At 33.2% G+C, this 26,517-nt stretch carries 27 protein-coding genes; 22 read left to right on the top strand and 5 right to left on the bottom strand.

Translation table 11 applies throughout. From position 1 onward, the window contains the following. Positions 1-397, top strand: a 397-nt coding sequence (locus CVD18_RS15145; protein ID WP_146052741.1) for a transposase, incomplete at its 5' end; no start/stop codon positions are given. On the opposite strand, the gene CVD18_RS15140 is transcribed toward CVD18_RS15145, so the two are convergent. The 3 genes from CVD18_RS15140 to brnQ form a co-directional block, all read right to left on the bottom strand. Further along, positions 394-543 (bottom strand): hypothetical protein, encoded by a 150-nt coding sequence (locus tag CVD18_RS15140; RefSeq protein WP_199185090.1) that lies wholly within the window; start codon positions 541-543, stop codon positions 394-396. The two genes, CVD18_RS15145 and CVD18_RS15140, sit on opposite strands and share 4 nt — an antisense overlap. Before the next feature lie 253 nt (positions 544-796). Further along, positions 797-2,149: a cytochrome-c peroxidase gene (locus CVD18_RS15135; RefSeq protein ID WP_103866274.1), complete on the bottom strand. Its 1,353-nt coding sequence runs from the start codon at positions 2,147-2,149 to the stop codon at positions 797-799. A gap of 121 nt (positions 2,150-2,270) precedes the next feature. Next, positions 2,271-3,548, bottom strand: a complete 1,278-nt coding sequence (brnQ, locus tag CVD18_RS15130) for a branched-chain amino acid transport system II carrier protein (protein ID WP_103866273.1) — start codon at positions 3,546-3,548, stop codon at positions 2,271-2,273. Between the two features lie 166 nt (positions 3,549-3,714). On the opposite strand from brnQ, the gene CVD18_RS15125 reads away from it, so the two are divergent. Continuing rightward, positions 3,715-4,494 (top strand): alpha/beta fold hydrolase, encoded by a 780-nt coding sequence (locus CVD18_RS15125; protein ID WP_103866272.1) that lies wholly within the window; start codon positions 3,715-3,717, stop codon positions 4,492-4,494. Between the two features lie 226 nt (positions 4,495-4,720). Further along, positions 4,721-4,990, top strand: coding sequence for a hypothetical protein (locus CVD18_RS15120; protein ID WP_103866271.1), 270 nt, complete (start codon positions 4,721-4,723; stop codon positions 4,988-4,990). Between the two features lies 1 nt (position 4,991). On the opposite strand, the gene thiL is transcribed toward CVD18_RS15120, so the two are convergent. Then, on the bottom strand, positions 4,992-6,038 hold the full coding sequence (thiL, locus tag CVD18_RS15115) for a thiamine-phosphate kinase (RefSeq protein WP_103866270.1): 1,047 nt from the start codon (positions 6,036-6,038) through the stop codon (positions 4,992-4,994). A gap of 581 nt (positions 6,039-6,619) precedes the next feature. On the opposite strand from thiL, the gene CVD18_RS23510 reads away from it, so the two are divergent. The 12 genes from CVD18_RS23510 (at position 6,620) to CVD18_RS15055 (ending at position 19,916) form a co-directional block, all read left to right on the top strand. Next, positions 6,620-9,322: a choice-of-anchor B family protein gene (locus tag CVD18_RS23510; RefSeq protein WP_369858603.1), complete on the top strand. Its 2,703-nt coding sequence runs from the start codon at positions 6,620-6,622 to the stop codon at positions 9,320-9,322. Between the two features lie 20 nt (positions 9,323-9,342). Beyond that, positions 9,343-10,710, top strand: coding sequence for a hypothetical protein (locus CVD18_RS15105; RefSeq protein ID WP_103866269.1), 1,368 nt, complete (start codon positions 9,343-9,345; stop codon positions 10,708-10,710). Between the two features lie 7 nt (positions 10,711-10,717). After that, positions 10,718-11,485, top strand: a complete 768-nt coding sequence (locus tag CVD18_RS15100) for an MbnP family protein (protein WP_103866268.1) — start codon at positions 10,718-10,720, stop codon at positions 11,483-11,485. A 9-nt stretch (positions 11,486-11,494) separates the two neighbouring features. Beyond that, complete coding sequence (locus CVD18_RS15095) at positions 11,495-12,535, top strand: cytochrome-c peroxidase (RefSeq protein ID WP_233194560.1); 1,041 nt, start codon at positions 11,495-11,497, stop codon at positions 12,533-12,535. 132 nt (positions 12,536-12,667) lie between these two features. Further along, on the top strand, positions 12,668-12,997 hold the full coding sequence (locus CVD18_RS15090; RefSeq protein WP_103866267.1) for an iron-sulfur cluster assembly accessory protein: 330 nt from the start codon (positions 12,668-12,670) through the stop codon (positions 12,995-12,997). A 42-nt stretch (positions 12,998-13,039) separates the two neighbouring features. Further along, positions 13,040-14,485 carry a Fe-S cluster assembly protein SufB gene (gene sufB, locus CVD18_RS15085; protein ID WP_103866278.1) on the top strand — a complete coding sequence of 482 codons (1,446 nt, stop codon included), beginning with the start codon at positions 13,040-13,042 and terminating at the stop codon, positions 14,483-14,485. A 28-nt stretch (positions 14,486-14,513) separates the two neighbouring features. Beyond that, a complete protein-coding gene (locus CVD18_RS15080) occupies positions 14,514-14,900 on the top strand; it encodes a hypothetical protein (RefSeq protein WP_199185089.1) in 387 nt (128 codons plus the stop codon). 35 nt (positions 14,901-14,935) lie between these two features. Next, positions 14,936-15,688, top strand: coding sequence for a Fe-S cluster assembly ATPase SufC (gene sufC / locus CVD18_RS15075; protein WP_103866266.1), 753 nt, complete (start codon positions 14,936-14,938; stop codon positions 15,686-15,688). Positions 15,689-15,803: 115 nt separating this feature from the next. Next, entirely contained in the window at positions 15,804-17,117 is a 1,314-nt protein-coding gene (gene sufD, locus CVD18_RS15070; protein WP_103866277.1) for a Fe-S cluster assembly protein SufD, read from the top strand. Positions 17,118-17,182: 65 nt separating this feature from the next. Continuing rightward, positions 17,183-17,812, top strand: a complete 630-nt coding sequence (locus tag CVD18_RS15065) for a DUF2306 domain-containing protein (RefSeq protein WP_233194559.1) — start codon at positions 17,183-17,185, stop codon at positions 17,810-17,812. After that, positions 17,809-18,714, top strand: coding sequence for a YARHG domain-containing protein (locus CVD18_RS15060; protein ID WP_103866264.1), 906 nt, complete (start codon positions 17,809-17,811; stop codon positions 18,712-18,714). Before CVD18_RS15065 ends, CVD18_RS15060 begins: the two co-directional genes overlap by 4 nt. A 50-nt stretch (positions 18,715-18,764) precedes the next feature. After that, a complete protein-coding gene (locus CVD18_RS15055; protein WP_103866263.1) occupies positions 18,765-19,916 on the top strand; it encodes a leucine-rich repeat domain-containing protein in 1,152 nt (383 codons plus the stop codon). 23 nt (positions 19,917-19,939) lie between these two features. Here CVD18_RS15055 and CVD18_RS15050 read toward each other — a convergent pair whose 3' ends face one another. Continuing rightward, a complete protein-coding gene (locus CVD18_RS15050; RefSeq protein ID WP_103866262.1) occupies positions 19,940-21,292 on the bottom strand; it encodes a serine hydrolase in 1,353 nt (450 codons plus the stop codon). Between the two features lie 77 nt (positions 21,293-21,369). Here CVD18_RS15050 and CVD18_RS15045 point away from each other — a divergent pair, with 77 nt between their 5' ends. The 7 genes from CVD18_RS15045 to CVD18_RS15015 all read left to right on the top strand — a co-directional run. Next, complete coding sequence (locus tag CVD18_RS15045) at positions 21,370-22,584, top strand: aminotransferase class V-fold PLP-dependent enzyme (protein ID WP_103866276.1); 1,215 nt, start codon at positions 21,370-21,372, stop codon at positions 22,582-22,584. Positions 22,585-22,692: 108 nt separating this feature from the next. Then, complete coding sequence (locus tag CVD18_RS15040) at positions 22,693-23,115, top strand: SufE family protein (RefSeq protein WP_103866261.1); 423 nt, start codon at positions 22,693-22,695, stop codon at positions 23,113-23,115. Positions 23,116-23,167: 52 nt separating this feature from the next. After that, the gene (locus CVD18_RS15035; protein ID WP_103866275.1) at positions 23,168-23,494 is read left to right on the top strand and encodes a DUF59 domain-containing protein; all 327 of its coding nucleotides are present in this window, start codon (positions 23,168-23,170) and stop codon (positions 23,492-23,494) included. 55 nt (positions 23,495-23,549) lie between these two features. Further along, on the top strand, positions 23,550-23,987 hold the full coding sequence (locus CVD18_RS15030) for a PaaI family thioesterase (RefSeq protein WP_103866260.1): 438 nt from the start codon (positions 23,550-23,552) through the stop codon (positions 23,985-23,987). A 32-nt stretch (positions 23,988-24,019) separates the two neighbouring features. Next, the gene (locus CVD18_RS15025) at positions 24,020-24,529 is read left to right on the top strand and encodes a DUF2480 family protein (protein WP_103866259.1); all 510 of its coding nucleotides are present in this window, start codon (positions 24,020-24,022) and stop codon (positions 24,527-24,529) included. A gap of 186 nt (positions 24,530-24,715) precedes the next feature. Further along, the gene (locus tag CVD18_RS15020; protein WP_103866258.1) at positions 24,716-25,657 is read left to right on the top strand and encodes a DUF3078 domain-containing protein; all 942 of its coding nucleotides are present in this window, start codon (positions 24,716-24,718) and stop codon (positions 25,655-25,657) included. A 517-nt stretch (positions 25,658-26,174) separates the two neighbouring features. Then, positions 26,175-26,517, top strand: a 343-nt coding sequence (locus tag CVD18_RS15015) for a transposase (RefSeq protein ID WP_103864054.1), incomplete at its 3' end; no start/stop codon positions are given.

The following is a 26,517-nucleotide window of genomic DNA, read 5'->3' as shown; positions in this document are numbered from 1 at the left end:
AGTAACTAATCAAGGAAGTGTACAATTTATGATTTACTCAGGAACAATGAATGCCGATAGATTGATCGAGTTTTTAAAACAACTTATTAAAAATAAGGAGCAAAAAATATTCTTAATACTTGATAACCTGAGAGTACACCATAGTAAAATTGTAAAGCAATGGGTAGAGGAAAATAAAACTAGTATTGAATTGTTCTTTTTACCATCTTATTCTCCTGAGAAAAATCCAGATGAGTATTTAAATTGTGACTTAAAATATGGGCTATCAGAAAAACCTGCTCCAAAAAACGAAAAGCAACTCAAGAAAAATGTAGAAAAACACATGAAAATGCTACAAGATAATAATCAGAGAGTTATCAAATATTTTAACCATGCAGACATAAAATATGCCGCTTAATCTAGTTCTTTTACCGTCGGGTTAATAACTCCATACATAATAGCAACATCTTTCTTCCTTTTTCCTAAATTAATTTGTTTTATAGCCCGTTTGCGTATTTCTTTTCTAGTAGCCGAATCTACTGACCTAAAATCCATTTCTTTCATAGGAAAAATATACGGATTTTATCCCAAATAATCTAATTATATTACCGCTATGTTAATAGTTAAGATAAGGTTACTAGCTATTCTTATTTTATATCTAGAATAAAAATACTACTATTTTTTTATAAGAGTTATTGCTAGAAACCAAAAAGGCTTTACAAGATAAAACTCTGTAAAGCCTTTTTGGTTTTTGATAGTATACTTCCCTGAATAGAGTTGATCTTTTTTAGGTTAGTATTCGATATTTTTCACTTTATCATTTTTTGGTTTTACACCCTAAATCCATTTGTGATTGCTCATCATTATTAGGAAAACAATAGCCTGATTTTATTGTTTCGGGTACATATCGGGTAAGATCAGTATCTCGTAAACTATTTTCTATAAAAACAGTAAGGTTTTCTATTTCTTGATCTGTCAAGTCTAGAGTACCAAATTGAGGTGCTAGATTTTCTACAGTAACTTCTGTAGATTGTGCAACCCCTTTATTTTTATACGCAACGACATCTTTTATAGAGGTAAAAGTACCCCCGTGGCCATAAAAACCAGCATCGATCAAGTTGTATAATGTGGGAGTTTTAAACTTATAATCATCATTAGGATTTTTGGTAAACCCTCCTCTTCCTTTTTTTACATTTTCAAAATTTACTCCACTCAATACAACAGCATTTTTTGTGTTATCAAAATCTCCCATCCCAAAGGCATAAAAACCTGTATCATTGAGTGCAGGACCAGTATGACATTCATAACATTTTGCTTTTCCAAAAAAGGCAATAGCTCCCTTTTTTTCTACCGTACCCATTGCGTCATAATCTCCCTTTAGCCATTCTTGCCATGGAGACTTATTGGCCAGTAATGTTCTCTCATAAGCTGCTATAGCAAGACCTGCATTTTTGGTAGTATACCGCATGCTCTCCTCGATATTACCAAATGCTTGATCAAACATCTCTTTGTACCCAAAGGTATCAACAAAGTCTTTATCTACCTTTAGGCGATGTACTCCTTGTCCCTTTATGGCCTGAACCTCTACTCCTTGTAATCCTAGAAAATTTTCTTGAATTTTATCCCAGTTAGCTTCTGTACCCTCATTAGTACCCGTTCCTCCAAATTGTCCGTTCCACAGCATTACATCTTGATAAGCAACATTAAGCAGTGTAGGGGAGCGAACAGGTTGTATATCTACAGAATCTACAGGTACATTATTATCGATGACCCGCTCACTACCATTGTACCCAAACCCAATACCACATTCTCCAACACCTTGTCTTACACCAGAACTAAACCCCGCTGTAGCTTGATGGCATGAAGCACAAGAATAGGTATCCTTCATGCTCTCTACCTTTGGGTTTTTGCCCAATGCCGTTTCGTGTAATAGTAGCTTTCCTAGTTCAACTTTTTCTTTAGTAATTGGATTTAATGGGTCTTGAGGGATATTGGTATAATCATCACTTTCTGGCAACATAAAATAAGCAAGACCTTGTTCTTTTGATATATCTACAAGAAGCAATTTGAGTTCCTTATCCAGATTTGATGCAATAGGTATATACTCATCATCGCTAGTACAAGAGCATAAAAGTAATACAGTAAATAGAAGAGTAATTGTTTTTGTCATAAAAATCCTTTTTGTTTATACAGTTTGGTTTTGTAGTTGTTATGGTTAAATGTAATGAATAGTCCTATGTCATAATAGGGGAATTTACCCCGAATTTATTGGATTTCCAAATCTGTTTTTTTTATCTGGATTTTAGAAATAACAAGATATTCATGATTATAAGTGCTAGTAATGAAGGCAACAACCAGGCCAAACTGTATAAACCTAAAGGAAGAGTTTCTAAAATAGGTGTTACAATAGTATCCAATCCTATTGAGGCTAAAAAATCGGGAATACTAAATATAATAGTTACTATTACCACTGTCTTAAATACCATAGAAGAAGTGAATCTATCTGGCAAAACATTTAGTACAATCAAAACAATCGTAATAGGGTAAATAAACATAAGTGCTGGTATGGCTATATCAATAATATAATGTACATCAAATTGTCCCATTATTACCCCCAAAATACAACCAATAACAGCCGTAATAACATATGCATTATGAGAATCATTGCAAATACCTTTGATAAAATCTGCTGTGCCTGTTACAATACCAACTGCAGTGGTAAAACAGGCTAGACCTACTAGAATGCTAAGAAAAACTTTACCAATTTCTCCCAATGTTTTTAAGCTAAGGCCAGATAATAGGTCAGTTCTTGTAATGTTTGGATCAAATTGATTATTAAATAGAGCTCCGTTATAGATCATTCCTGAGTAGATGATAAAAAGCCCTATTCCTGCAATGATACCAGATTTTATGATCAATCCTTGATTTTGCTTAAAATCGGTAGTTCCTTTAATTTTTAAAGAGACTATAATTACACCCCCTACTACTACAGCACCAATGGCATCAAATGTTTGATACCCTTCTAGTAATCCATTTATAATAGGTGTCTCAAAAACAGATGGGTTTATTACAGGGCTTTGAATAGAGAATAGACCTATACAAATAATACTAAGAACAACTATAAATATAAGAGGAGAAAGAAACTTCCCTAGTAGATTAAGGATTTTAGATCGATTAAGTACAAAAAGTAGTACTAGTGCAAAATAAACAGTACTAGTAAGCCAGGCACTAGTGACAAAAAAAGGCTGTATAGCCATTTCATGAGTTACAGATGCAGTTCTTGGAGATGGCAATGCTATAGAGATCATATAGACCAGAATACAATATATAAGGCTAAATGTAGGAGATACTTTTTTTGCAAAGTCTAGCATCGTTCCTTGTAATCGGGCATGGGCAAAAATCCCTAATAGAGGAATAAGTACTGCAGAGATCACAAAACCTAGAATAACCATAAACCATGCATCTCCTGCTTTAAGGCCCAAAAGAGGGGGAAGCATGAGATTACCAGCACCAAAAAACATAGAAAATAAGGCAAATCCAGCAACAAAAGTTTCTTTATTAAATCTCATATGGTTAGATATTTATATCTCTTTAATAAACAATAATAACGAAACCTTAAGACTCATACAAAATAATCATTGTAGTATTACAAATAGGAGAGCAAAGAAAAAAGAACCTATTTCCGTTTAAAAAAGTTCATTTTCTAGTTTCTTTGTTCTCTTGAAAACGAATCAAATGATAGTAACACATAAAAACATTGCGATACATTATAAAACTTTTGGAAAAGGAGCCCCCATAGTTTTTTTGCATGGTTTTTTAGAAAACACCACTATGTGGGAACAAACTATAGATTCTCTATCAGACACCTATCATTGCATTTTAATTGATTTATTGGGTCATGGTCATACTGAATCTATGGGGTATATTCATACTATGGAGGATATGGCGCAGGCTGTAAAAGCCGTTCTGGATACTCTGACAGTAACCAATGTAACTTTTATTGGTCATTCTATGGGAGGATATGTGGCATTAGCCTGTATTGATCTATTTACTGATATAGCTTCGGGATTGGTATTGCTCAACTCTACATCACTACCCGATAGCCCCCAAAGACAACAAACCAGAACTAGAGCCATAGAGATTGTAAAAAAGAATCCCAATGCATATACCAGTATGGCGATTGCCAATCTCTTTGCCCCCAAAAACAGAATAAAATTTGATCAGGAGATCAAAGAGATCAAAGATCAAGCATCAAAAATCTCATTACAAGGAATCATATCTGGATTAGAAGGAATGAAGATTAGAAAAGATCGATCCTCTATCCTTGCAAATTTTGAAGGCTCTAAAATTATTGTTGCAGGAATCAAGGATCCTATACTGCCTATTGACCTAGTTGTCAAAGAAGCTCAATTATACAAAACTGATCTTATTCGTCTTGATGGGGGGCATATGTCTTACTTAGAAAATAAAGAAGAATACCTTAGAGAACTTCGTACGTTTCTAGCCACTCTCTAAAAATTATAAATGAGCTACTAGAAAATAGAGTGGGGTCATCATGAAATACTAGACAAAATACATTTTTAAAGGTTAAAAAACATAGTTACAAGGCAAGTTTGATTAAAAATCAACCATTTAAGACATATTTTCTTACAAAAATAAGGTGGTTCTCAGAAAAAAATGATATTATTGTATTGATAATGAACCTGTAACCCCAATTTATGAGTTATTAACCCCGCAAAAAATGAAAAAAAACACCCCTAACTCCGCATTCTCCTTTTCAAAAATCTACTGTTCTTTATTTGGTCACGACTATTTAATTTCTAAAAATGTAACCCATCATATCAAAGAATATACATGTTCTCATTGTGGTGAGCAAGCAACTACAAACAGTAGAGGTAGATTAGAAGTGATGACCCCCAAATTAAAAGAAATTAATAATGCTTTGGCCTCTGTGCATGCAAAAAAACTTGCAAAGGCTGATCCTAAGACACAGTTTCAGGCCGCATCATAATTTATCCTTTTATAGGGTTCCACCCCTGAGCTGTTATTTCAATTTTTTCATTAGCTCTAGTGACCAATCCTATTCCGCTTTTTTCATCGGTAATATGCCCAATAACCGTTAGACTTGGATTTGCCTTTATTTTAGGGTAATCTTCTTGTTTGATAGTAAATAGTAATTCATAATCTTCGCCTCCATTTAGAGCAACGGTTGTACTATTTAGTGTAAACTCTTCGCAAGTAGAAATTACCGTAGGGTCTATTGGAATTTTTTCTTCATATAAATTTACTCCTACTTTTGATTGAGTACAAAGATGTATTACCTCAGAAGATAATCCATCACTTATATCAATCATACTTGTTGGTTTGACCTCTAATGCTTTCAAAAGTTCAGGAATATCCTTTCTTGCCTCAGGCTTTAGTTGTCTTTCTATAAGATATGTATATTGATCAAGGTCTGGTTGTGAATTAGGGTTTACCTCGTATACTTTTTTCTCTCTTTCAAGTATTTGAAGCCCTAGATAAGCAGCTCCCAAATCACCTGTTACTACCAAAAGGTCACTCTCTTTGGCCCCGCTTCTATATGTCAAATCTTCTTCATTGGCATGACCAACCGCTGTAATACTAATCAGTAATCCTGTAGTTGATGAGGTAGTGTCTCCTCCTACAACATCAATATTATAAATTTTGGCAGCCGTTTCGATCCCAGTATACAATTCTTCTAGTGCCTCTATAGGAAAACGGTTTGAGACAGCAATAGAAACTGTAATTTGTGTAGCCGTAGCATTCATCGCATATACATCAGATAAATTTACTACCACAGCTTTGTATCCCAAGTGCTTTAAAGGCACATAGGATAAATCAAAGTGTACTCCTTCAATTAATAAATCAGTAGTAAGAACACACTTTTTATTTTCAAAATCCAAAACCGCTGCATCGTCACCAATACCAAGGCAAGTTGTTTTTTGTTTAATCTCAAAATTCTTGGTCAAATGATTAATAAGTCCAAACTCTCCCAATTCTGATAATTGTGTGCGCGATGTATTTTTATCTTCAATCATGTTGCAAAGGTAATCAAGAATCTGGCTTCAATTCATAAAAAAAATCTGAAAAATAAAAGACCATAAACTCTATAAAAAAATCATATTACATAGAGCCAACCAGAGTTCTGTCATTTTCTTTAAGGACTCTATTTTTTCTACACATTATTTAAAATTTTGAAATTCATTGTATTAATAAAACAGTTTTAAAACTGATACCATTTGCACTTTGAATTTACTGTAAAAAAGAAAATCAACTATTTTTTGTTTATGCAAAGAAGAAAAATTCAGCATAGCAATAGCTACGGTTAATTTTTATTTTGAAGCATAGGCGAAAAAGAGAATTTTATTGCGGTAAAATCAAAGTGTAAATGGTATGACTTCTGTTTTATGAATAATGTTGTTTGTGGAAAAATAAGTCTATAATAATTTAAAATATTTTGTTAAAAAAGTTAAAAAATACCAAAATAACTATGAGTTAATACAATATCCTTAAAAAACATCAATAAAATTGATAAATTGTCTAACTATTTAAAAATTAAATCATTAGCCTATGACGTAAATCTTTGTACACAAACTCACTCTTAAAATACACAAACTCAATGAAAAAATTAACTACCATTTTACTACTGGTAACTACAGTAGTATGCACTTATGGTCAGACTCCTTGTCAAAACGGTTTGGCAGGCTCTTACCCTTGCAACAATTACGATCTAATGTCCCATATTACACTTTCTACTATGAATGCCAGTTCTGGTAATGATAGTTGGGGATGGACAGACCCACAAAACGGTAATGAATACGCGATTATAGGGTTAGATAATGGAACCGCATTTATCGATATTTCTAATCCTACCAACCCTATTTATTTGGGTAAACTACCTTCAGCAGTAGGATCAAGTAATTGGAGAGACGTAAAAGTATACAAAGATCATGCTTTTATAGTTGCAGATTTTATAGGAAACCATGGAATGCAGGTTTTTGACCTTACAAGGCTGCGTAATGTAGCAAACCCTCCTCAAACATTTACAGCAGATACAAGATATACAGGATTTGGAAGTGCCCATAACATTGTAATCAATGAAGATTCTGGCTACGCATACGTAGTAGGAGCAAGTAGATCTGGAACATATAAAGGAGGGCCGCTCTTTATTAACATTCAAGACCCTAAAAACCCAAAAGATGCTGGTGGTTTTTTATCAGGAGGTCAACGTGCCTATACACATGATGCTCAGGTAGTCACCTACAATGGACCTGATAGTGATTACACAGGAAAAGAAATTCTAATCGGTAGCAACGAGATAGAAATTGTAATAGCAGACATTACCAATAAATCAAATCCTGTAACTATATCTACCATAAAGTATTCTGATGTAAAATATACACATCAAGGGTGGTTTACAGAAGATAAAAGATATTTTATTCTTGGAGATGAGCTAGATGAGCAAGGAGTAGGTTTTAATACTAAAACCATCATATTTGATTTTCAGGATTTAGACAATCCTAAGTTTCATTTTAATTACTTTGGTCCCACCCCTTCAACCGATCATAACGGATATGTAAAAGGAAATTTATTCTACCTAGCTAATTACCGAGCAGGAATACGGGTCATTGATATTTCTAATATTGCTTCTAAAACAATGACAGAAGTTGGCTTTTTTGACACCTATACCTCTAGCGATAGTGTAACACTAGATGGGGTGTGGAATGTATACCCATATTTTAATAGTGGAAACATTGTAATAAGTGATATTCAGGGAGGATTTTTCTTAGTACGTAAAAGTGGTGGAGGAACATGTATAGCAACCACACCTTCTAATTTAGCCTCTTCTAATATAACAGCAACCACAGCTATTGTCAATTGGAATGCAATAGCTAGTGCAACATATGATATACGATATAGACAAACAGCTACCACCTCATGGACCACCGTTGCGGCAAACTCCAACTCATATAACATAACAGGTTTATCACCAACAACATCTTATGAAGCTCAGGTAAGAAGTAAGTGTCAAGACGGGACAGCTTCAAACTATAGCAATAGTATCAATTTTACAACAACTAATGTACAAATAAGCTATTGTGCTTCAAATGGTAACAGTGTAACAGATGAATATATAAGTAATGTTGCAATAGGAACTATCAACAATACTAGTGGAGCGTCTACTGGTGGTTATGAGGACAACACCGCTATAGCTACAAACCTTGCAAAAGGAGAATCTCATACTATTACAATCACCCCAACTTGGTCAGGAACTACCTATAGTGAAGGGTATAGTGTATGGATTGATTATAATAATGACGGTGATTTTGCAGATTCAGGAGAACAAGTATGGTCACAGAATGCAACCAGAACCACTCCTGTTTCAGGAATATTCACTATCCCCTCGAGTGCAACAACAGGCGCTACCAGAATGCGTGTTTCTATGAAGTATAATGCAGTCCCAACCCCATGTGAATCATTTCAATATGGCGAGGTTGAAGATTATACCGTAACTATTCTAGAAGGAGGACCTAGTGGGGGTGGAGTTTGTGTTGGAGGTATTTCATCTTTTCCGTATAATGAAAGTTTTGAAAACACTCTGGGTCAATGGACACAATCACAAGCCGATAATATTGATTGGACTATAGATGCAAATGGAACCCCGTCTCGTAACACAGGCCCGTCAAATGCAAATCAAGGAACGTATTATATATATGTAGAAGCCTCAGGAGATGGATCAGGATTTCCTAATAAACAGGCAATACTCACATCTTCTTGTTTTGACCTAAGTACTACTACAACTGCAACATTCTCATTTGCATATCATATGTATGGAGCAAGCAATATGGGTAGTATAGCAGTAGAAGCCTCTATAAATGATGGTACTTCATGGACAAGTATATGGAGCCAGAATCAAAATCAGGGAAATACATGGAACAACGTTAGCCTAGATTTATCAGCATATATTGGAGAATCACTAAAATTAAGATTTAATAGAATCACAGGAACTACGTGGCAAGCTGATATTGCAATAGATAATGTTACACTTACCACAGGAGCAGCCAGAAATGCCTCTTTGGTATCTAACCAAAACACGGTTATCTCTATTTATCCTAATCCTGTAGGTGGAGACACTATGAATGTATCTATGACCGATAAAAACAATTCAAGTTTTGAAATCAAAAATTTTATCGGACAAACGGTAAGCAAAGGAAATCTTGTAAATGATATTGATGTTTCTAGCTTATTATCAGGAGTTTACTTTTTACAGATAACTACCAAAAACAACCGTGTAATTAGCAAACGCTTTGTAAAAAGATAATATTCATAAACCTATCATAAATGAATTACTATAAACTTATATCAAGTAGACATAGTATCTATATAGCTATAGTATGTTGCCTAGTCGCTTGTAGTAGTAGCGATGATGCGGGTAATACAGTACCTCCTCCTCCAGAAGGTTTTCTGGGCGAAATAGAATGGATACAAACATTTGGAGGAAGTAATGAAGATAGTGCCCTATCAATAGTAGAAACTATTGATGGGGACTATGCTATAGCGGGATATACTCAGAGTATAGATGGAGATATTACCGATAAAACAGCTACAGATAGCGACTATTGGCTTCTTAAACTTACCAAAGAAGGGCAAATTACTTGGAGCAAAACCTATGGGGGGTCAGGTGACGAAAGAGCAGAAAAAATTATACAAACCTCTGATGGGGGATTTGCAATAGTGGGATATAGCAGAAGTACCGATGAAGATGTAACTGTAAATGCTGGTTTGCAAGATTACTGGGTTGTAAAAACGGATACCTCTGGAAATATTCAATGGGAAAAAAGTTTTGGATTTGCAGGAATAGACAGAGCCTTTTCTTTGGTACAAACCAGAGATGGTGGTTATTTTATTACTGGTTTTCTTGATGTAACTGCCAGTGATGGGGAAGGAAATGATGATAAAGGTAATCTCGCAAAACATGGAGTTGGAGAGTTTTGGGGAATAAAACTTAATGCATCAGGAGAAAAAGAATGGCGGCGCTTTTTTGGAGGTACTAATAATGATCGTAGCTATGATGTAGTACAAACTCAAGATGATGGTTTCTTAATGATAGGCTCCTCAGAAAGTATAGATTTTGATGTAACCAATAGCAAGGGGAGTTATGACTTCTGGGCAGTAAAAGTAAATAAAGAAGGAACCAAATTATGGCAAAAATCATTTGGAGGATCAGAAATAGATGTTGGGTATGCCGTTGCAGCCACCAATGATGGAAAATTTCTAATAGTTGGAGACTCTAGAAGTGTTGATGGTGATATCTCTAGCGCCAACGGAAATGCTGATCTATGGCTGATTCAAATAGATGGTAATGGTAATTTACTTTGGGAAAAATCGTTAGGCGGTACCGCATTTGATACTGGTAGAGCCATTACAAAAATGAAGAGCGGAGGCTATATAATTACTGGGAATTCAAGAAGTAATGACCTTGACCTTTCAAAAAATAATGGACAAAGCGATGTATGGACTATGATCATAAACCAAAAAGGGGAAGTGCAATGGAAACATGCTAGCGGAGGTAGCCAAGCTGAGTTTGGCGAAGGTTGTATAGAAACAACAGATAAAAAAATAGTAGTAGCTGGCAGTTCTGAAAGTAATGATTTTGACATTCCTGCTAATAAAGGATCAAAAGATGTACTCATAATTAAATACAAATAAAAAAATAATGAAAAATATAATTTATATCCTCTTCACAATTTTAATCATTATATCCTCATGTAAAAATGATGATGAAACAACTACAGAAACTTTTGGTACGGTAGTACTAGATTTTAAAAACACAATAAAAACCAATGGTATAGAATTAATAACAGATTTATATACCAATAGCAGTAATGAAATCTATAATATATCAGAACTAAAATATATTATAAGTAATGTTGTACTCATAAAAGCCAATGGAGAAGAATTTACATATCCCTTAGATCGAAGCTATTTTTTGGTAAACGAAGAAGTTCTAGACAGTAAAAAAATAAAGCTTTCTGATATTAAAACAGGAGAATATACCAAAATTAGATTTGGTATCGGTGTGGATCAATCAAAATATCCGCTCAACGGAATGGCTAATTTTATCCCTACTGCAGAAGAAAATGCTATGCTATGGAGTTGGTCTGCAGGGTATATCTTTTTAAAATTTGAAGGATCATATACTACAAGTGGTGGAACCAATACCGATTTCTTAATTCATATAGGAAGTCATGGTACAACTTTAGATAACTATAAACAAATTACATTGGATTTGCCAGAAACGTTGGTTATACAAGAATCAGAATCGCCAGAAATCGCTATTAATGTTGATGTTGAAAAAATATTTGATGGTCCAAATACACACTCTTTAGAACAAAAAAACAGTATTCAAGTAGATCCTGAGTTTTCTCCAAAAATCGCCGAAAATATTGGTGATATGTTTAACGCAGTTAGTATCTCTAATTAAATTGATATTTTGAAACTATTGTTGTACTCAGTTATTATACTTATCGGGACTTCTTGTAGTTCTGATAAGGATAATTATATTCCTATAGAGAATGTAAATCTAGAGTTTACTGTTCCTTCGAATTTTCCTAAACCTACTTATAAAATGGCACTTAACCCTCCTACAGAAAAGGGGTTTGAGTTAGGAAAAAAACTATTTTATGATGGCAGATTAGCATCAGACGGTGTTGTCTCTTGTGGTTTTTGTCATATTCAGGATTTTGCGTTCACCCATCACACTCATATAGTAAGCCATGGTGTAAACGGGGCGCTGGGTACTCGCAATGCACAGCCATTGCACAATATGGCATTTATGAAAGAGTTTACTTGGGATGGAGCCACAATGCACCTTGATTTGCAACCAATTATACCCATTACTGCAGCAGTAGAAATGAATGAAACTTTTAATAGTATTCTTCAAAAACTAGAAGAACAACCCGAATATGTAAAATTATTTGCCGAAGCATTCGAAGATCAAAAAATAAATACTGATAATCTGCTCAAGGCATTATCGCAATTTATGGTTATGATGGTTTCGGCAAATTCTAAATATGATAAAATAGAAAGAAATGAAGGGTCTGTATTTACCAAAGAAGAAGAAGCAGGCTTTGAGCTTTTTAAAACCAAATGCGCTTCCTGTCACCAAGGTACCTTATTCACAGATCAGTCATATCGCAATAATGGTTTGCCCATTGATTCACTTTATAATGATATTGGTAGAAAACGGGTTACAGGCTTAGCAGAAGATATATACAAATTCAAGGTTCCTAGCCTTAGAAATATCGAACTTACTTTTCCATATATGCATGATGGTAGATTAAAAACCCTAAGCGATGTTCTGGATCATTATAGTAATGGGATCGAAAACTCAGAAACTTTAGACCCCATATTAAAACAAAACGATACTCTGGGAATCTCAATGACTCCTCAAGAAAAACAGTATATCATCTCTTTTTTAAAAACGCTTACCGATGACGATTTTTTAAATGATAATCGTTTTTCTGAATTCTAAAAACCCGATTTAAAGACTAGTATAACTTTTAACTATGCTATTATATAGTAGATATATGTTAGGTTTTGTGTATAAAAACTACTTATGTAGTATATTTGCATTTAATATTAGAATTAATCTATTTATAAAAGTATGATTAAGGTATCAGACGGAGCAAAAAATAAGATCATCCAACTAATGACAGAGGATGGCTATAATACTACTACCGATTATGTGCGTGTAGGAGTAAAAAGTGGGGGATGTTCTGGTTTATCATATGACTTAAAGTTTGATAAAGCACAACATGAAGAAGATAAAGTATTTGAAGATAACGATGTAAAGATCATTGTGGATAAAAAAAGTTTCCTCTATTTGATCGGTACTACTCTCGAATATTCAGGTGGTTTAAACGGTACTGGTTTTGTTTTTAACAATCCCAATGCAAGTAGAACCTGTGGTTGTGGAGAAAGTTTTTCCCTTTAATTGATAAAAAAAGAGCCTAAAATTATTTTTAGGACAAAGAAGATGGCATATACTGAAGACGATTTAAAAAAAGAATTAGAAACCAAAGAATATGAGTATGGATTCTACACAGACATAGAATCTGATACTTTTCCTGTTGGTCTTAATGAAAATATAGTTCGAGCAATTTCTAAGAAAAAAGAAGAGCCAGAATGGATGACAGAATGGAGACTCGAAGCATTTCGTATTTGGGAACAGATGGAGGAAAAAGAATGGGCGAATGTTACATATGAAAAGCCTGATTTTCAGGGTATTTCTTACTATTCGGCACCCAATAAAAAACCTAAATACAATAGTATTGATGAGGTTGATCCTGAACTACTGGAAACGTTTAAAAAACTAGGAATTTCTCTAGACGAGCAAAAGAAACTGGCAGGTGTTGCTGTAGATATTGTAATGGATTCTGTATCTGTTGCTACTACCTTCAAAGAAACACTAGCAGAAAAAGGAATTATATTTTGTTCTATCTCTGAAGCAATTAAGGAACATCCCGAATTGGTTAAGAAATATATTGGATCTGTAGTTCCTCAAAAAGATAATTTTTATGCAGCCTTAAACTCGGCTGTATTTAGTGACGGTTCATTCTGTTATATTCCAAAAGGCGTTCGTTGTCCAATGGAACTATCTACCTATTTTAGAATTAATCAGGCAGGAACAGGACAATTTGAAAGAACACTAGTTATAGCTGATAAAGGAAGTTATGTAAGTTACCTAGAAGGATGTACAGCTCCTTCTCGTGATGAAAACCAATTACATGCTGCCGTTGTTGAATTAGTAGCACTAGATGATGCAGAAATAAAATATTCTACCGTACAAAATTGGTTCCCTGGTAATGCCGAAGGTAAAGGAGGAGTTTATAATTTTGTAACCAAAAGAGGGTTGTGCGAAACCAACGCCAAAATCTCATGGACACAAGTAGAAACAGGATCAGCTGTTACTTGGAAATATCCTTCTTGTATCCTAAAAGGAGATAACTCTGTCGGAGAATTTTATTCTATCGCTGTCACCAATAATTTTCAACAAGCAGATACGGGTACAAAAATGATACACTTGGGTAAAAACACCAAAAGTACTATTATTTCTAAGGGTATTTCTGCCGGAAAATCTCAAAATAGTTACCGTGGATTAGTGCATATAAGTAGTAAAGCAACCAATGCACGTAATTTTTCTCAATGTGATTCTCTATTGATGGGCAATGAATGTGGCGCACATACGTTTCCTTATATAGAAACTAAAAATAAAACAGCTCAAATAGAACATGAAGCAACTACAAGCAAAATAGGTGAAGATCAGATCTTTTACTGTAACCAACGAGGAATCGATACAGAAAAAGCAATTGCTTTGATTGTTAATGGTTTTAGTAAAGAGGTCTTGAATAAACTACCTATGGAGTTTGCTGTAGAAGCTCAAAAGCTTCTTGAGATTTCTCTGGAGGGTTCTGTGGGCTAATCTTGAAACCATCAAATATCTCACATCAATGAAAAAATCATTTATTTTAATCATCTTAAGCCTTATTCTTTTTTCTTGTAAATCTAATTCTAATGAAGAACCTGATTTAATACGAGGTGAATTTATTCTCATTGATGATGCAGCAGTAATAAAAGGAGATAATTTTATTTATGGAGTAATAATTAATGATGCTACTCTAGAATTAGCCAAAAAAATAGAACCACTACAAAGAGAAGAATATGATATGGTTCCTGTAGTAATCAAAGGAATCGTAAAACCTAACCCAGAAAAAGGTTGGGAAGAAATAGTAGAAATAAAAGAAATTATTGGAGTAAGTGCCCCAACATCAGAATTACCAACCAAAATTAGGTCTTCTGAAGATGCTAAAGGCACAAGCTTGCAAAAGGAAAATTAAATAATATCTCAAGTAAGAGATAAACATAGTATATCATGTTAGAAATAAAAGATTTACACGCAAGTGTCGAAGGTAAAGAAATTTTAAAAGGTCTTAACCTAAATGTAAAAGCAGGAGAAATACACGCTATTATGGGACCTAATGGTGCTGGAAAAAGTACACTGGCGAGTATTGTTGCGGGTAAAGAAGAATATGAAGTTACCAAAGGAAAAATACTTTTGGATGGAGAAGACATTGAAGAACTTGCAGCAGAAGAACGTGCTCACAAAGGTGTATTTCTTTCTTTTCAATATCCTATAGAAATCCCAGGAGTAACAGTAACTAATTTCATGAAAACCGCTATCAACGAGACCAGAAAAGCGCAAGGTTTAGAAGAAATGCCAGCAAAAGATATGCTTAAAAAAATTCGCGAAAAATCTGAATTATTAGAAATTGATCGCAAATTCTTATCTCGATCACTTAATCAAGGGTTTTCTGGAGGAGAGAAAAAACGTAATGAAATCTTTCAAATGGCTATGATGGAACCCAAATTAGCTATACTTGATGAAACAGATTCTGGACTAGATATCGATGCGCTTCGTATTGTAGCTAATGGAGTAAATAAATTGAAAAGTGAAGATAATGCTATTGTTGTAATTACTCACTACCAACGTTTACTTGACTATATCATTCCTGATTTTGTACACGTACTATACGATGGTAAAATCGTAAAATCAGGCACCAAAGAATTAGCCCTTGAGCTAGAAGAAAAAGGATACGATTGGATCAAAGAAGAAATAAATGCATAATCCTCAGTTTTTGGGCTTATAAGATAATCGGTTGTTTAAATTATAAAGTGTTCAGAAGAGAGTAATCTCTTATACTTGAAAACTGTTTCAAAAGAAACAAAACATGGAATTAAATATGGAGTTGAAAGATAAATTAATGTCTTCTTTTTTAGCTTTTGAAAATACAGTAGATGTAGATTCAAAAGTGCATGATATTAGAAGTCAAGCCATTAAGACTTTTGAAGAAAAAGGGTTTCCTACCAAAAAAGAAGAAGCTTGGAAGTATACCTCTCTAAATAACGTATTAAAACACGATTACAGTATTTTTCCTAATGAAGAAAACACTTTAGAGTTCAAAGACATAAGAAAATATTTTCTTCATGATCTTGATACTTACAAAATCGTATTTATAGATGGTACGTATTCTTCCCATTTATCTGAAACAACTCATGATAAAATAGATGTATGCTTGATGTCATCTGCTTTGACGAATGAAAAATATAAGCCAGTAATTGAAAACTATTTTAATAAAATAGTACCTAGTGATGGTCTTGCATCATTAAATACTGCTTTCTCAAAAGAAGGAGCCTATATTTATATTTCAAAAAATAAGTTGGCAGATAAGCCAATCCAAATAGTACATTTCTCTACAGGAAAAGAATCTGCCCAAATGCTACAACCTCGTAACTTGATTGTAGTTGAAGAGAATTCTCATGTACAAATCATTGAGCGTCACCAGAGTTTGACAGAAAACCCAGTATTAACTAACTCGGTTACAGAAATTTTTGCAGATAAAAGAGCCATTGTAGATTATTATAAAATTCAAAATGATAATCAAAATGCTTCTTTGATAGATAATACACACATTGAGCAACACGCACAAAGTATAGCATCTGTACATACTTTTGCTTTTGGAGGAAATATTACCAGAAATAACCTTAACTTTTATCAAAAAGGAGAAGGGATCGATTCTATACTTAATGGGGTAACTATCATTGAGGGAAAACAACATGTAGACCACAATACACTGGTACATCATGCAGAACCAAATTGTGAAAGTCATCAAGATTACAAAGGTATTTTTGATGAAAAAGCTACTGGAGTTTTTAATGGTAAAATTATTGTAAACAAAGAAGCTCAAAAAACAAATGCTTTTCAATCTAACAATAACATTTTGTTAAGTGATAAAGCAACTATAAACTCTAAGCCTCAATTAGAGATTTTTGCCGATGATGTAAAATGTTCTCATGGATGTACTATCGGGCAATTAGATGACGATGCATTATTCTATATGCGCTCTAGAGGAATAGGAGAAAAAGAAGGTAGAGCATTATTAATGTATGCATTTGCGAATAATGTATTAGAAAGTGTAAAAATACCACAGCTAAAAAGTAGAATTAATAAATTAATAGCCAATAAACTCGGTGTTAATATAGGTTTTGATTTATAAAAACAATCAAAACTAGTACAGTATATAAACCTCTTCATATATTTGTAGAGGTTTTTTTAGTTCCTATGAAGAAAGTAAACAATGCTTATCATTTTATTCTTCTATTGCTATATGCATTCTTTTGTATATTAATGTTTCAAATTACAATACAGTACTTTCCCATAGATTTTGATGTTGCTTTTTTACGAATCAAGCAACAATACACTCACCTTACTCATTATAAAATTGCATTTTATATTCATGTAACCTTTTCTGTTTTTTCGCTCTTTGCTGGATTTACACAGTTCTCAAAAAAAATAAGAACACAATTTTCAAAAGTTCATAAAGTTATAGGGTGGATCTATTTGCTATCGGTATTACTATTTGCCGCCCCTTCTGGATTAATACTAGGATATTATGCCAATGGTGGATTTTGGTCACAATTAGCATTTTGTATATTAGCGATAGGGTGGTTCTGGTTTAGCTTACAAGCAGTACGAGCTTTACGACAAAGAAACTATACAAAGCATCAATTTTTTATGATTAGAAGCTTTGCGTTAACATTATCTGCTATAACTTTACGGTTATGGAAATATTTGATTGTTCTAATTTTTCAGCCCAGACCAATGGATGTATACCAAATTGTTGCATGGTTAGGATGGGCTTTAAACCTTATAGTAGCTGAAATTATAATTATAAAGTATCTAAAAAAATGAAAAAAATAATTCTACTAATTATTGCTATCACTATTTTTTCTTGTAAAAAAGAAGAAAAAAAACATGATGTTTTACCAAATAAAGAAGAGATAAATAAGGCAGAAACAGAAACTCCTGATGATGTATCAAAAAAACAAGAGACCGTACCTGATTCTAATTCTAATTTACTTGGTTTCTATGTAGGTGCTTTTATTACTTCTAGTTATGAAGATGTGCATAAAAAAAAGGGATCATATCACAATAGAATTAATATCTCTGTAGATCGTATACAAAATGATTCATTATATGGACACTCTGTAGTTGCAGGTAATTCAAGACCATTCAAAGGGAGTTTTGACAAAGTAACACTTTTTGCTAAAGTTACAGAACCAGGAGATGATAAATATGATGGTGTTTTTGAGTTTACCCTTTATCCAGAAAAAAATAAAATAAAAGGAGTATGGATTGCCAATAATAACCAATTGGCAGTACCCAAAAGAAAGTATGATCTTGATAAAAAAGAATTTGAATACAATGCAGGATTAAATTTACATTTTGACGAAGAATATGATTATAACCTGAGCTTACACAATTCTCAAGATGAAGAAAATGGAGAGTTTGAATCAATTGATCCTTCTATTATATCAAAATTAAACGCTTCTTCTCAAGAACTCACAAATCAAGATGTAGAGAACCTCAATAAAGGTGAATTAGAGATATTACGAAATTTAATCTATGCCAGACACGGATATTCTTTTAAAAACAGAAAAATGCGTTATTTCTTTGATTCTGCAATTGATTGGTATATACCTGTATCTACAGACGTAAGAAAAGAATTAACATCATTAGAAAATAAAAATATTGAACTAATCAAACGTTATGAGCAACACGCCAAACGTTATTATGACTATTTTGGTAGGTAGCAAACTATATCTTTTAGACCCCATTTTTTATTAATTATATCAGTGAAAATATGAGCCGAGAAGAAAACCTAACTCTATCTTTGACAGGAGAGAATAGCCACAGTGTATACATTCCTGCAGGGCAGGGTAGTTTTTCTATAGGTAGCACAACAATGGCACCAGATTTATATGATGTGCTCGTAGATCATAATAAGACAATTAATTGGATCGCGTTTGATAAACTCAATACACCAGCAGGTTCACATTGGCCGAGATTCTTTTATTATTGGGGTAATGATCTTGGGTTTATAAAATGGTCAGAAAAACGCCCAATAGAAGATTTTCAATGGACTCCTCTTACAAATGTTTCAGTAGATCTTGAGAAAGCACAGATTAATAGGCTTACAATTCAATTACAAAAAAGCATAACCGTAACCAATGTAGGAAATATAAATAATCTGAATCTGGTAGGAAACCTTGATGTATTTCAATGTAAAAAAGAAAACCTTAATTCAGTTCCACAATTGGGGCTTTACCCAGACACTTCAAGAATCAAAAAAACACCATATACATTACCCAATTTTGAAGCTTTTGAGGCAGTAACTTCTGTTGATATAAAAGTAACTCCGCTAGGACAACCATTCGATTGTAAAAGCTTATTGCAGTTTAAAAATATTACACACCTTGCATTGTCAGGAAACCTGACTAATTTAAAAAGCTTGGAACAATTAAAAAGTTTAGAATCTTTAGCAATACGATATTGTCCTGATATCAGTGATTTTCCAGAATTCAACAAATGGCCATCATTAGTATCATTTATTGGTTGGAATATTGAAGAGTCTTCGGGGAAATTACTACGAACGGATCTTAGAAAATTATCGAAACAACGAGAAATGAAATATGCTTCTGTATCCAAATTAAGAAAACCATTCTGGTTTACAGAAGCATATGGCCTGCCATTTTCAGGATGGATAAAAAAGAACGAAAAAATTGCTATAAAATCATATAAAACTGCGGTTCAAACTATATCCTCTGCAACATCAGAAAAAGAAGTAAAAACTGCAATTGTGGTATTTATTAAATCGATTAACGCTCTATCGGGTATAGAAACATCAGAAAGAGAAGATGTAGGGCTAGGTGTAGAACAACTTATTATTACTTCTCCTATAAAAATCAAACAAGAAAAAGCGTTGCAATGGTTTGATGATACTCGTGATTTTTAAGAACTTCTATTTTTTGAAAGGTGTTATTTTACGGCACTAACCATGTTTTTAAGAAACGTATTAAAATCAACCCCTTTATCCCCGATTAATCCAAAGCGTACAATTACCAAATCTTTGGATGGAATAATAAATACCCGTTGTCCTTGATATCCATTTGCAGAAAACATATCTCTAGGCGCATCGGGATAAAAACTACCTGCATTCAACCAAAAATGTCCTCCATAATCTCCTTCAGAGGTAGGACTTGGTGTTGTAACATAGTCAACCCATTCTTTATCAAAAATCTGATCACCATTCCAATTCCCCTTATGTAGATATAGTACACCAAATTTAGCCCAATCCCTTACCGTTGCCCAAGAATATGAGGAACCTACATAATTACCAACCATATCTGTTTCTATAAGCATAGAATGCATACCAATCTTATCAATAAACTCACGGTATGGATAATCAAGATACTCTTGATATGTATCAAACTTACTACGCAAAATACCAGATAATAAGTTTGAAACGCCAGATGAATAGTACCAAAACTCATTAGGCTTATGAATTGCTTTTTTATTGATTTGAGCCTTTGTCATATCAGCATCTATATATAACATCTTTGTAGCATCACATATAGAACCATAATCCTCTTCCCACTCCAATCCACAATTCATTTGCAATAAATTATTGATTGTTATTTCTTTTCTTGTATCGTTTTGCCATTCTTTTACAGGAGCTTTGTCATCAATAGTAAGAATTCCTTGTTTTTGTAATACACCATACACAGTACTAAAAATACTTTTGGTCATAGACCACCCCAGTAGTTTAGAGTTCTTATCGATCCCATCTGTATATCGTTCTGCAATAATCTGGTCTTTGTAGAGAACAAGAACTGCCCTTGTTTTTTGTATATCCTCTCCTTTGAGATCAAAAATTGAAGACACCGTTTTATTTATTTTATCATAATCAATATTTGTAAAAACAGTGTCTTTTTGATCTAGTTCTCCGTATGGATATGATAATCCAGAAGGTTTTCCAGTTCTATTAGGTATCAATACAGGAGTATTCTCATCAAAATTATCATCAATCAAAACACTACCCAGCCCTTCTCTATAGATGGCTTTTCTTTTCTTAAGCCCAAAAACAGTAGCCGTAGCCGTTTTCTTTTTATAATCTACTGTATCATCAGCCAAATGAACGGGAGCGAAATTATTATCATTATGATCTGTATAGTCTACATCACGAGATGCAATAAAAACAGATGAATTCATGTTTTTTGCAGAATATCCTGCCAATATTGTGAGCTTTGGATAATTGAAAATAATAACAACACAAAGGATTGCGATTAATACTAAAAATAAAAGTCCGAGTTTTTTTCTGAATCGATTCATAAGAAAAAGGATTAAATCATTTTAAAAATAAACAATCCTCATAGAAATACTTGTTACTTTTGCAAAAAGAAATTGATATGCTAGATGTATTGAAAATCAGAGAAGATTTTCCTATTCTCAAAAGAACGGTAAACGGACAACCTTTGGTATACTTTGATAATGCGGCCACATCTCAAACACCACAAATAGTCATAGATGCAATTGTAGATTATTATAGCAATTACAATGCAAATATTCATCGAGGCGTACACACCCTCTCACAAGAAGCAACAGATGCCTATGAGGTTGCCCGCAAAAAAGTACAACAACACTTTAATGCAAAGCATACTCATGAGATCATTCTTACCGCTGGTACAACACACAGCATCAATATAATTGCTACTGGCTTTACCGACCTTCTTACCGCAGGAGACGAAATTATTGTTTCGGCTCTAGAACATCACTCTAATATAGTTCCTTGGCAGATGTTATGTGAACGAACAGGTGCCATACTCAAGGTAATTCCTATGAATGTAGAAGGAGAATTATTGATGAATGTATACGATCAATTACTTTCTGATAAAACTAAACTTGTATTTACCAATCATATTTCTAATGCATTGGGTACTATAAACCCTATCGAAGAAATTATAAAAAAAGCACATCATGTAGGTGCTGCGGTATTAATAGATGGAGCACAAGCTTGCCCGCATATCAAACCTGATGTTCAGGCTTTGGATGTAGATTTCTATGTAGCTTCTGCACATAAATTATGTGGCCCAACAGGAGTAGGTGTATTATACGGAAAAGAAGAATGGCTACACAAAATCCCACCGTATCAAGGAGGAGGAGAGATGATAGAGGAGGTAACTTTTGAGAAAACTACCTATGCTGGATTACCACATAAGTTTGAAGCGGGTACACCTAATATTTGTGGAGGTATTGCTTTTGGAGTGGCTCTGGATTATATGAATGCTATAGGTTTTGATGCTATTGCAAGCTATGAAGAGAAATTGTTATCATATGGCACAAAAAAATTATTAGAAATAGAAGGATTAAGAATTTATGGTACTTCTAAGAATAAGACTTCTGTAATTTCCTTTAATCTAGATAATATCCACCCTTATGATGTAGGAACAATTGTAGATAAATTAGGGGTTGCTGTAAGAACAGGACATCACTGTGCACAGCCTATCATGGATTTCTATAAAATTCCAGGAACTATACGAGCCTCTTTTTCATTTTATAATACCAAAGAAGAAATCGATATACTAGTAAATGCTGTCAAAAAAGCACAAATGATGCTGAGTTAATATAGCATCACAAAAAAATACAACTATTAGTTAATACTATACGATCATTATCAGAAAGTATTGAATAGCAATAATTCTTATCGTACTTTTGTTAAAAATTTGTAAGCAATGACAATACAAGAAATTCAAGAAGAGATTGTTGATGAGTTTAGCATGTTTGATGATTGGATGCAACGCTATGAGTACATGATTGAATTGGGTAAATCATTACCTCTTATTGAAGAAAAGTATAAAATAGATACGAATATTATAAAAGGCTGTCAGAGTAAAGTATGGGTGCATGCCGATATGAAAGACAATAAAATAGAATTCACGGCAGACAGTGATGCTATTATTACCAAAGGAATTATTGCTATATTGATTCGTGTATTTTCTGAGCAGCATCCAGCTGATATTATTAAAGCAAATACTGATTTTATAGATAAAATAGGTCTGAAAGAGCATTTGTCGCCTACTCGTGCAAATGGCTTAGTAAGTATGATTAAGCAATTAAAAATGTATGCTATTGCCTACCAAACTCAATTAGATTAAATCTGTTTTTGGTAAGTGTAGTTTGTCTAAAAGAAAAATTAAAACAAAAAAAATGAGTGAAGAAGCTATAGATACAGATGATCTGGGAGAAAAAATTGTACGCGTATTAAAGACAATATATGATCCAGAAATTCCCGTTGATATATATGAGCTAGGGTTGATATATGATGTATTTGTTAATGAAGATTATGATGTAAAAATTCTGATGACACTTACTTCTCCCAACTGCCCTGTAGCAGAGTCACTACCAGAAGAAATACGAGAAAAAGTAAAATCTCTTGATGAAGTAAATGATGTAGAAATGGAGCTTACTTTTGACCCAACATGGACTCAAGATTTAATGAGCGAAGAAGCAAAATTAGAATTAGGAATGCTTTAACCCATCTTATAAGCTTACATAAGATTGTCTTTGGTATGTATTATTAAACACTAAAATGAATCAAGAACATTATACCAAGTTAGAAAAAATGTATCTACAAGCAAATATTAATATTGCATTGTATGATACTACAACAATTAAAGTTTCTGAAGGTCTGGCACAAATAAATATGGAAATTTCTGAAAAGTATTTTCATGCACTAGGAGCCATACATGGTTCTGTCTATTTTAAACTATTGGATGATGCCGCTTTTTTTGCGGTGAATTCTATCATAAAAGATGCTTTTGTACTCACGACCTCGTTTAATATTAATCTGATTAGACCAGCTCATAAAGGAATCATTTCGTCTGTAGGAAAAATAAAATCAAAATCTAGAAACCTTTTTGTAGCAGAAGCAACTATGTATAATGAGGATGGAAAAGAAATTGCATTTGGTACAGGTAATTTTGCAAAGAGCAATGTCAACCTATCAGAGAAAATAGGATATAAATAATATCTGTGTGTAAAGAAAAAATAGATAACATCATGGCTGATGAAATTATAAATAGAGTTGCAAATAATACGAAACTGATAACTTTTGATCTAGAAGATTATTACCCAAAAGGAAACCGTATTCTCTTTGACATCAAAGACTGGCTTTTTGAGGGGTTGGTGCTACGCGAAAAAGACTTTAGAGCGCATGTATCAAATCATGACTGGAATCAATACCAAGATACTTATGTAGCCTTGTACTGTTCTACAGATGCAATTATCCCTGGCTGGGCATATCTTTTATTGACCAGCTCATTATTCCCTCTTGCAAAAAAAATAGTTGTAGGCACACTAGATAACCTAGAAACTATGATATACTCAGAAATCATACGTACTCTTGATGTTTCTGAGTATCAGGATAAATTTATCATTATAAAAGGGTGTACCAATAAACCCGTTCCTCAAGGTGCTTATATAGACCTGATCCAAAAGTTACAACCCGTAGCCAAAAGTATTATGTATGGTGAGGCTTGTTCTTCTGTTCCACTATACAAAAGAAAATAATTCATTTTGTCTATTAATTTTGTCTTTTATCGAAAAACACTAGCCTCTTAGTACACTTTTAGAATAAAAAACGTTTCTTAAAATATATTTGCCAACGTAAAAAATTACACTGGTTATTGATATCAGTTAATAAATTATCTAACTTTTAAAAATGGCCGAATTAATTCGCCTAAAACTATCTATCAAATGAAAAAAACATTGCTAACAGTAGTGCTACTACTTGGTTCTACAATCCTATTTGCACAAGAAGAAGCAAAAGAAGAAGCTCCAAAAGAAGGATGGACAAGAGGGGGAAATATTAGTTTCTTATTCAATCAATCCGCTTTTAATGCTAATTGGCAAGCAGGGGGAACTTCTAATATTGCTGGTAACCTATCATTGTCATATGATATGAATTATCGTAAAGGTGATATTACTTGGGATAATAAAATCCTTGCTGATTATGGTCTTACAAAACTTAAAGACCAAGAGTTTACACGTAAAACCAATGACCGTTTCGAATTTAACTCTCTGGTTGGTAAACAGATCAAAGAATCACTATGGTATTACTCTTTTTTCTTAAACTTCAAAACGCAGTTTGATAAAGGGTATGAATTTGGTGAAGAAAATATTGTTGACCAAAATACAGGAAATGTTATTGGTACACGAGAAATCAGAACAGAAAAAACACATATTTTTTCTCCTGCATATCTACAGTTTGGACCTGGTATGTTATGGAAAAAAAGTGATAACCTAAAAGTAAATATAGCTCCTGCAACTGCAAGATTTATCTTTATAGATAGTGATTTTACAGACATCAATAATCCAAATAATTTACTTGATGCTGACAATGAGTATTTTGGAGTAGAAGCTAATGAAACTTCTCGTTTTGAGTTTGGTGCATCACTAAACGGGTATGCAAAATTTGATATCATGAAAAATGTATCAATAGAGAACATTTTGAACCTATACTCTAATTATCTAGAGGATCCTCAAAATATAGATATTGATTATACTGCAAATGTTGTGATGACAATCAATAAGTATTTGTCTACTAACTTTACGTTTCAGGCAATATATGATGACAATGCCTCTCAAGGTTTTCAAATTAGAGAAGTATTTGGGCTTGGTGTCAACTACGGGTTCTAGATAAAAAGAACAGAAAAGATATAATATAAAAAGCACCTTATGTTTACCATAAGGTGCTTTTTTGTATCAAACCTTTGGTAAATAAACTCTGATTTTCTACATAAAATCATCCCTAATTTCTTAATCTTGATTAATATGATTCAAAACCTATCAATTAAACCATACTTGTTGATGTGAAAATTAATAATCAGAGTACCAAAGGCGAAACAACTAACTAATTAAAAGGTAAATCATATACACTAGTATGTAATATATATAGTGTTTTCATACATTATAATTATTGCTGATTTGTAGTGATCACATTATTTTTATTGAGACTTAAAGCTAAATCACAAATTCAAAAAACAGAATCACACTCAAAAACAGTTACCAATAATTAATTGTATGTTATACAATTCGATATCAAAGTTAACACCTCTTTTCTATTTATTTATACCTGTTTTCAGGGGTTTATCATTTGTTTTTTAGAATTAGGAAATAATACAATTTACGGATAAATTTTTCGTATATTTAAAGAATGGGTAAGCATATATTATTAGAAGTAAAAGAATCCTCAAGTCATTTACGGAATTTAATCAGAAAAGAGACTAATCCTAAAAATGTATTACGACTACAATCTTTGTTACATATTAGAGAATCAAGCTTTTCTACACAATCAGCCTTGGCAGAACATTTAGGATATCACGTTCGTAGTATGGAACTTTGGCTCAAGTTATATAAAGAAGGAGGTTTATTCGCCATGCTTTTGAATTCAAAAGAAAAACAGCAGCGCAAGCGAATCATTACTCCAGCTGTACACGATGGATTATCAAAACGACTTAATAATCCAGAGCAAGGTTTCCATAGTTACGTACAAGCGG

The sequence above is a fragment of the Aquimarina sp. I32.4 genome (assembly GCF_002924285.1).
Taxonomy (GTDB): Bacteria; Bacteroidota; Bacteroidia; order Flavobacteriales; family Flavobacteriaceae; genus Aquimarina.
Note: the sequence above shows the minus strand (reverse complement) of the source record. Positions and strands in the feature narration are given on the sequence as shown.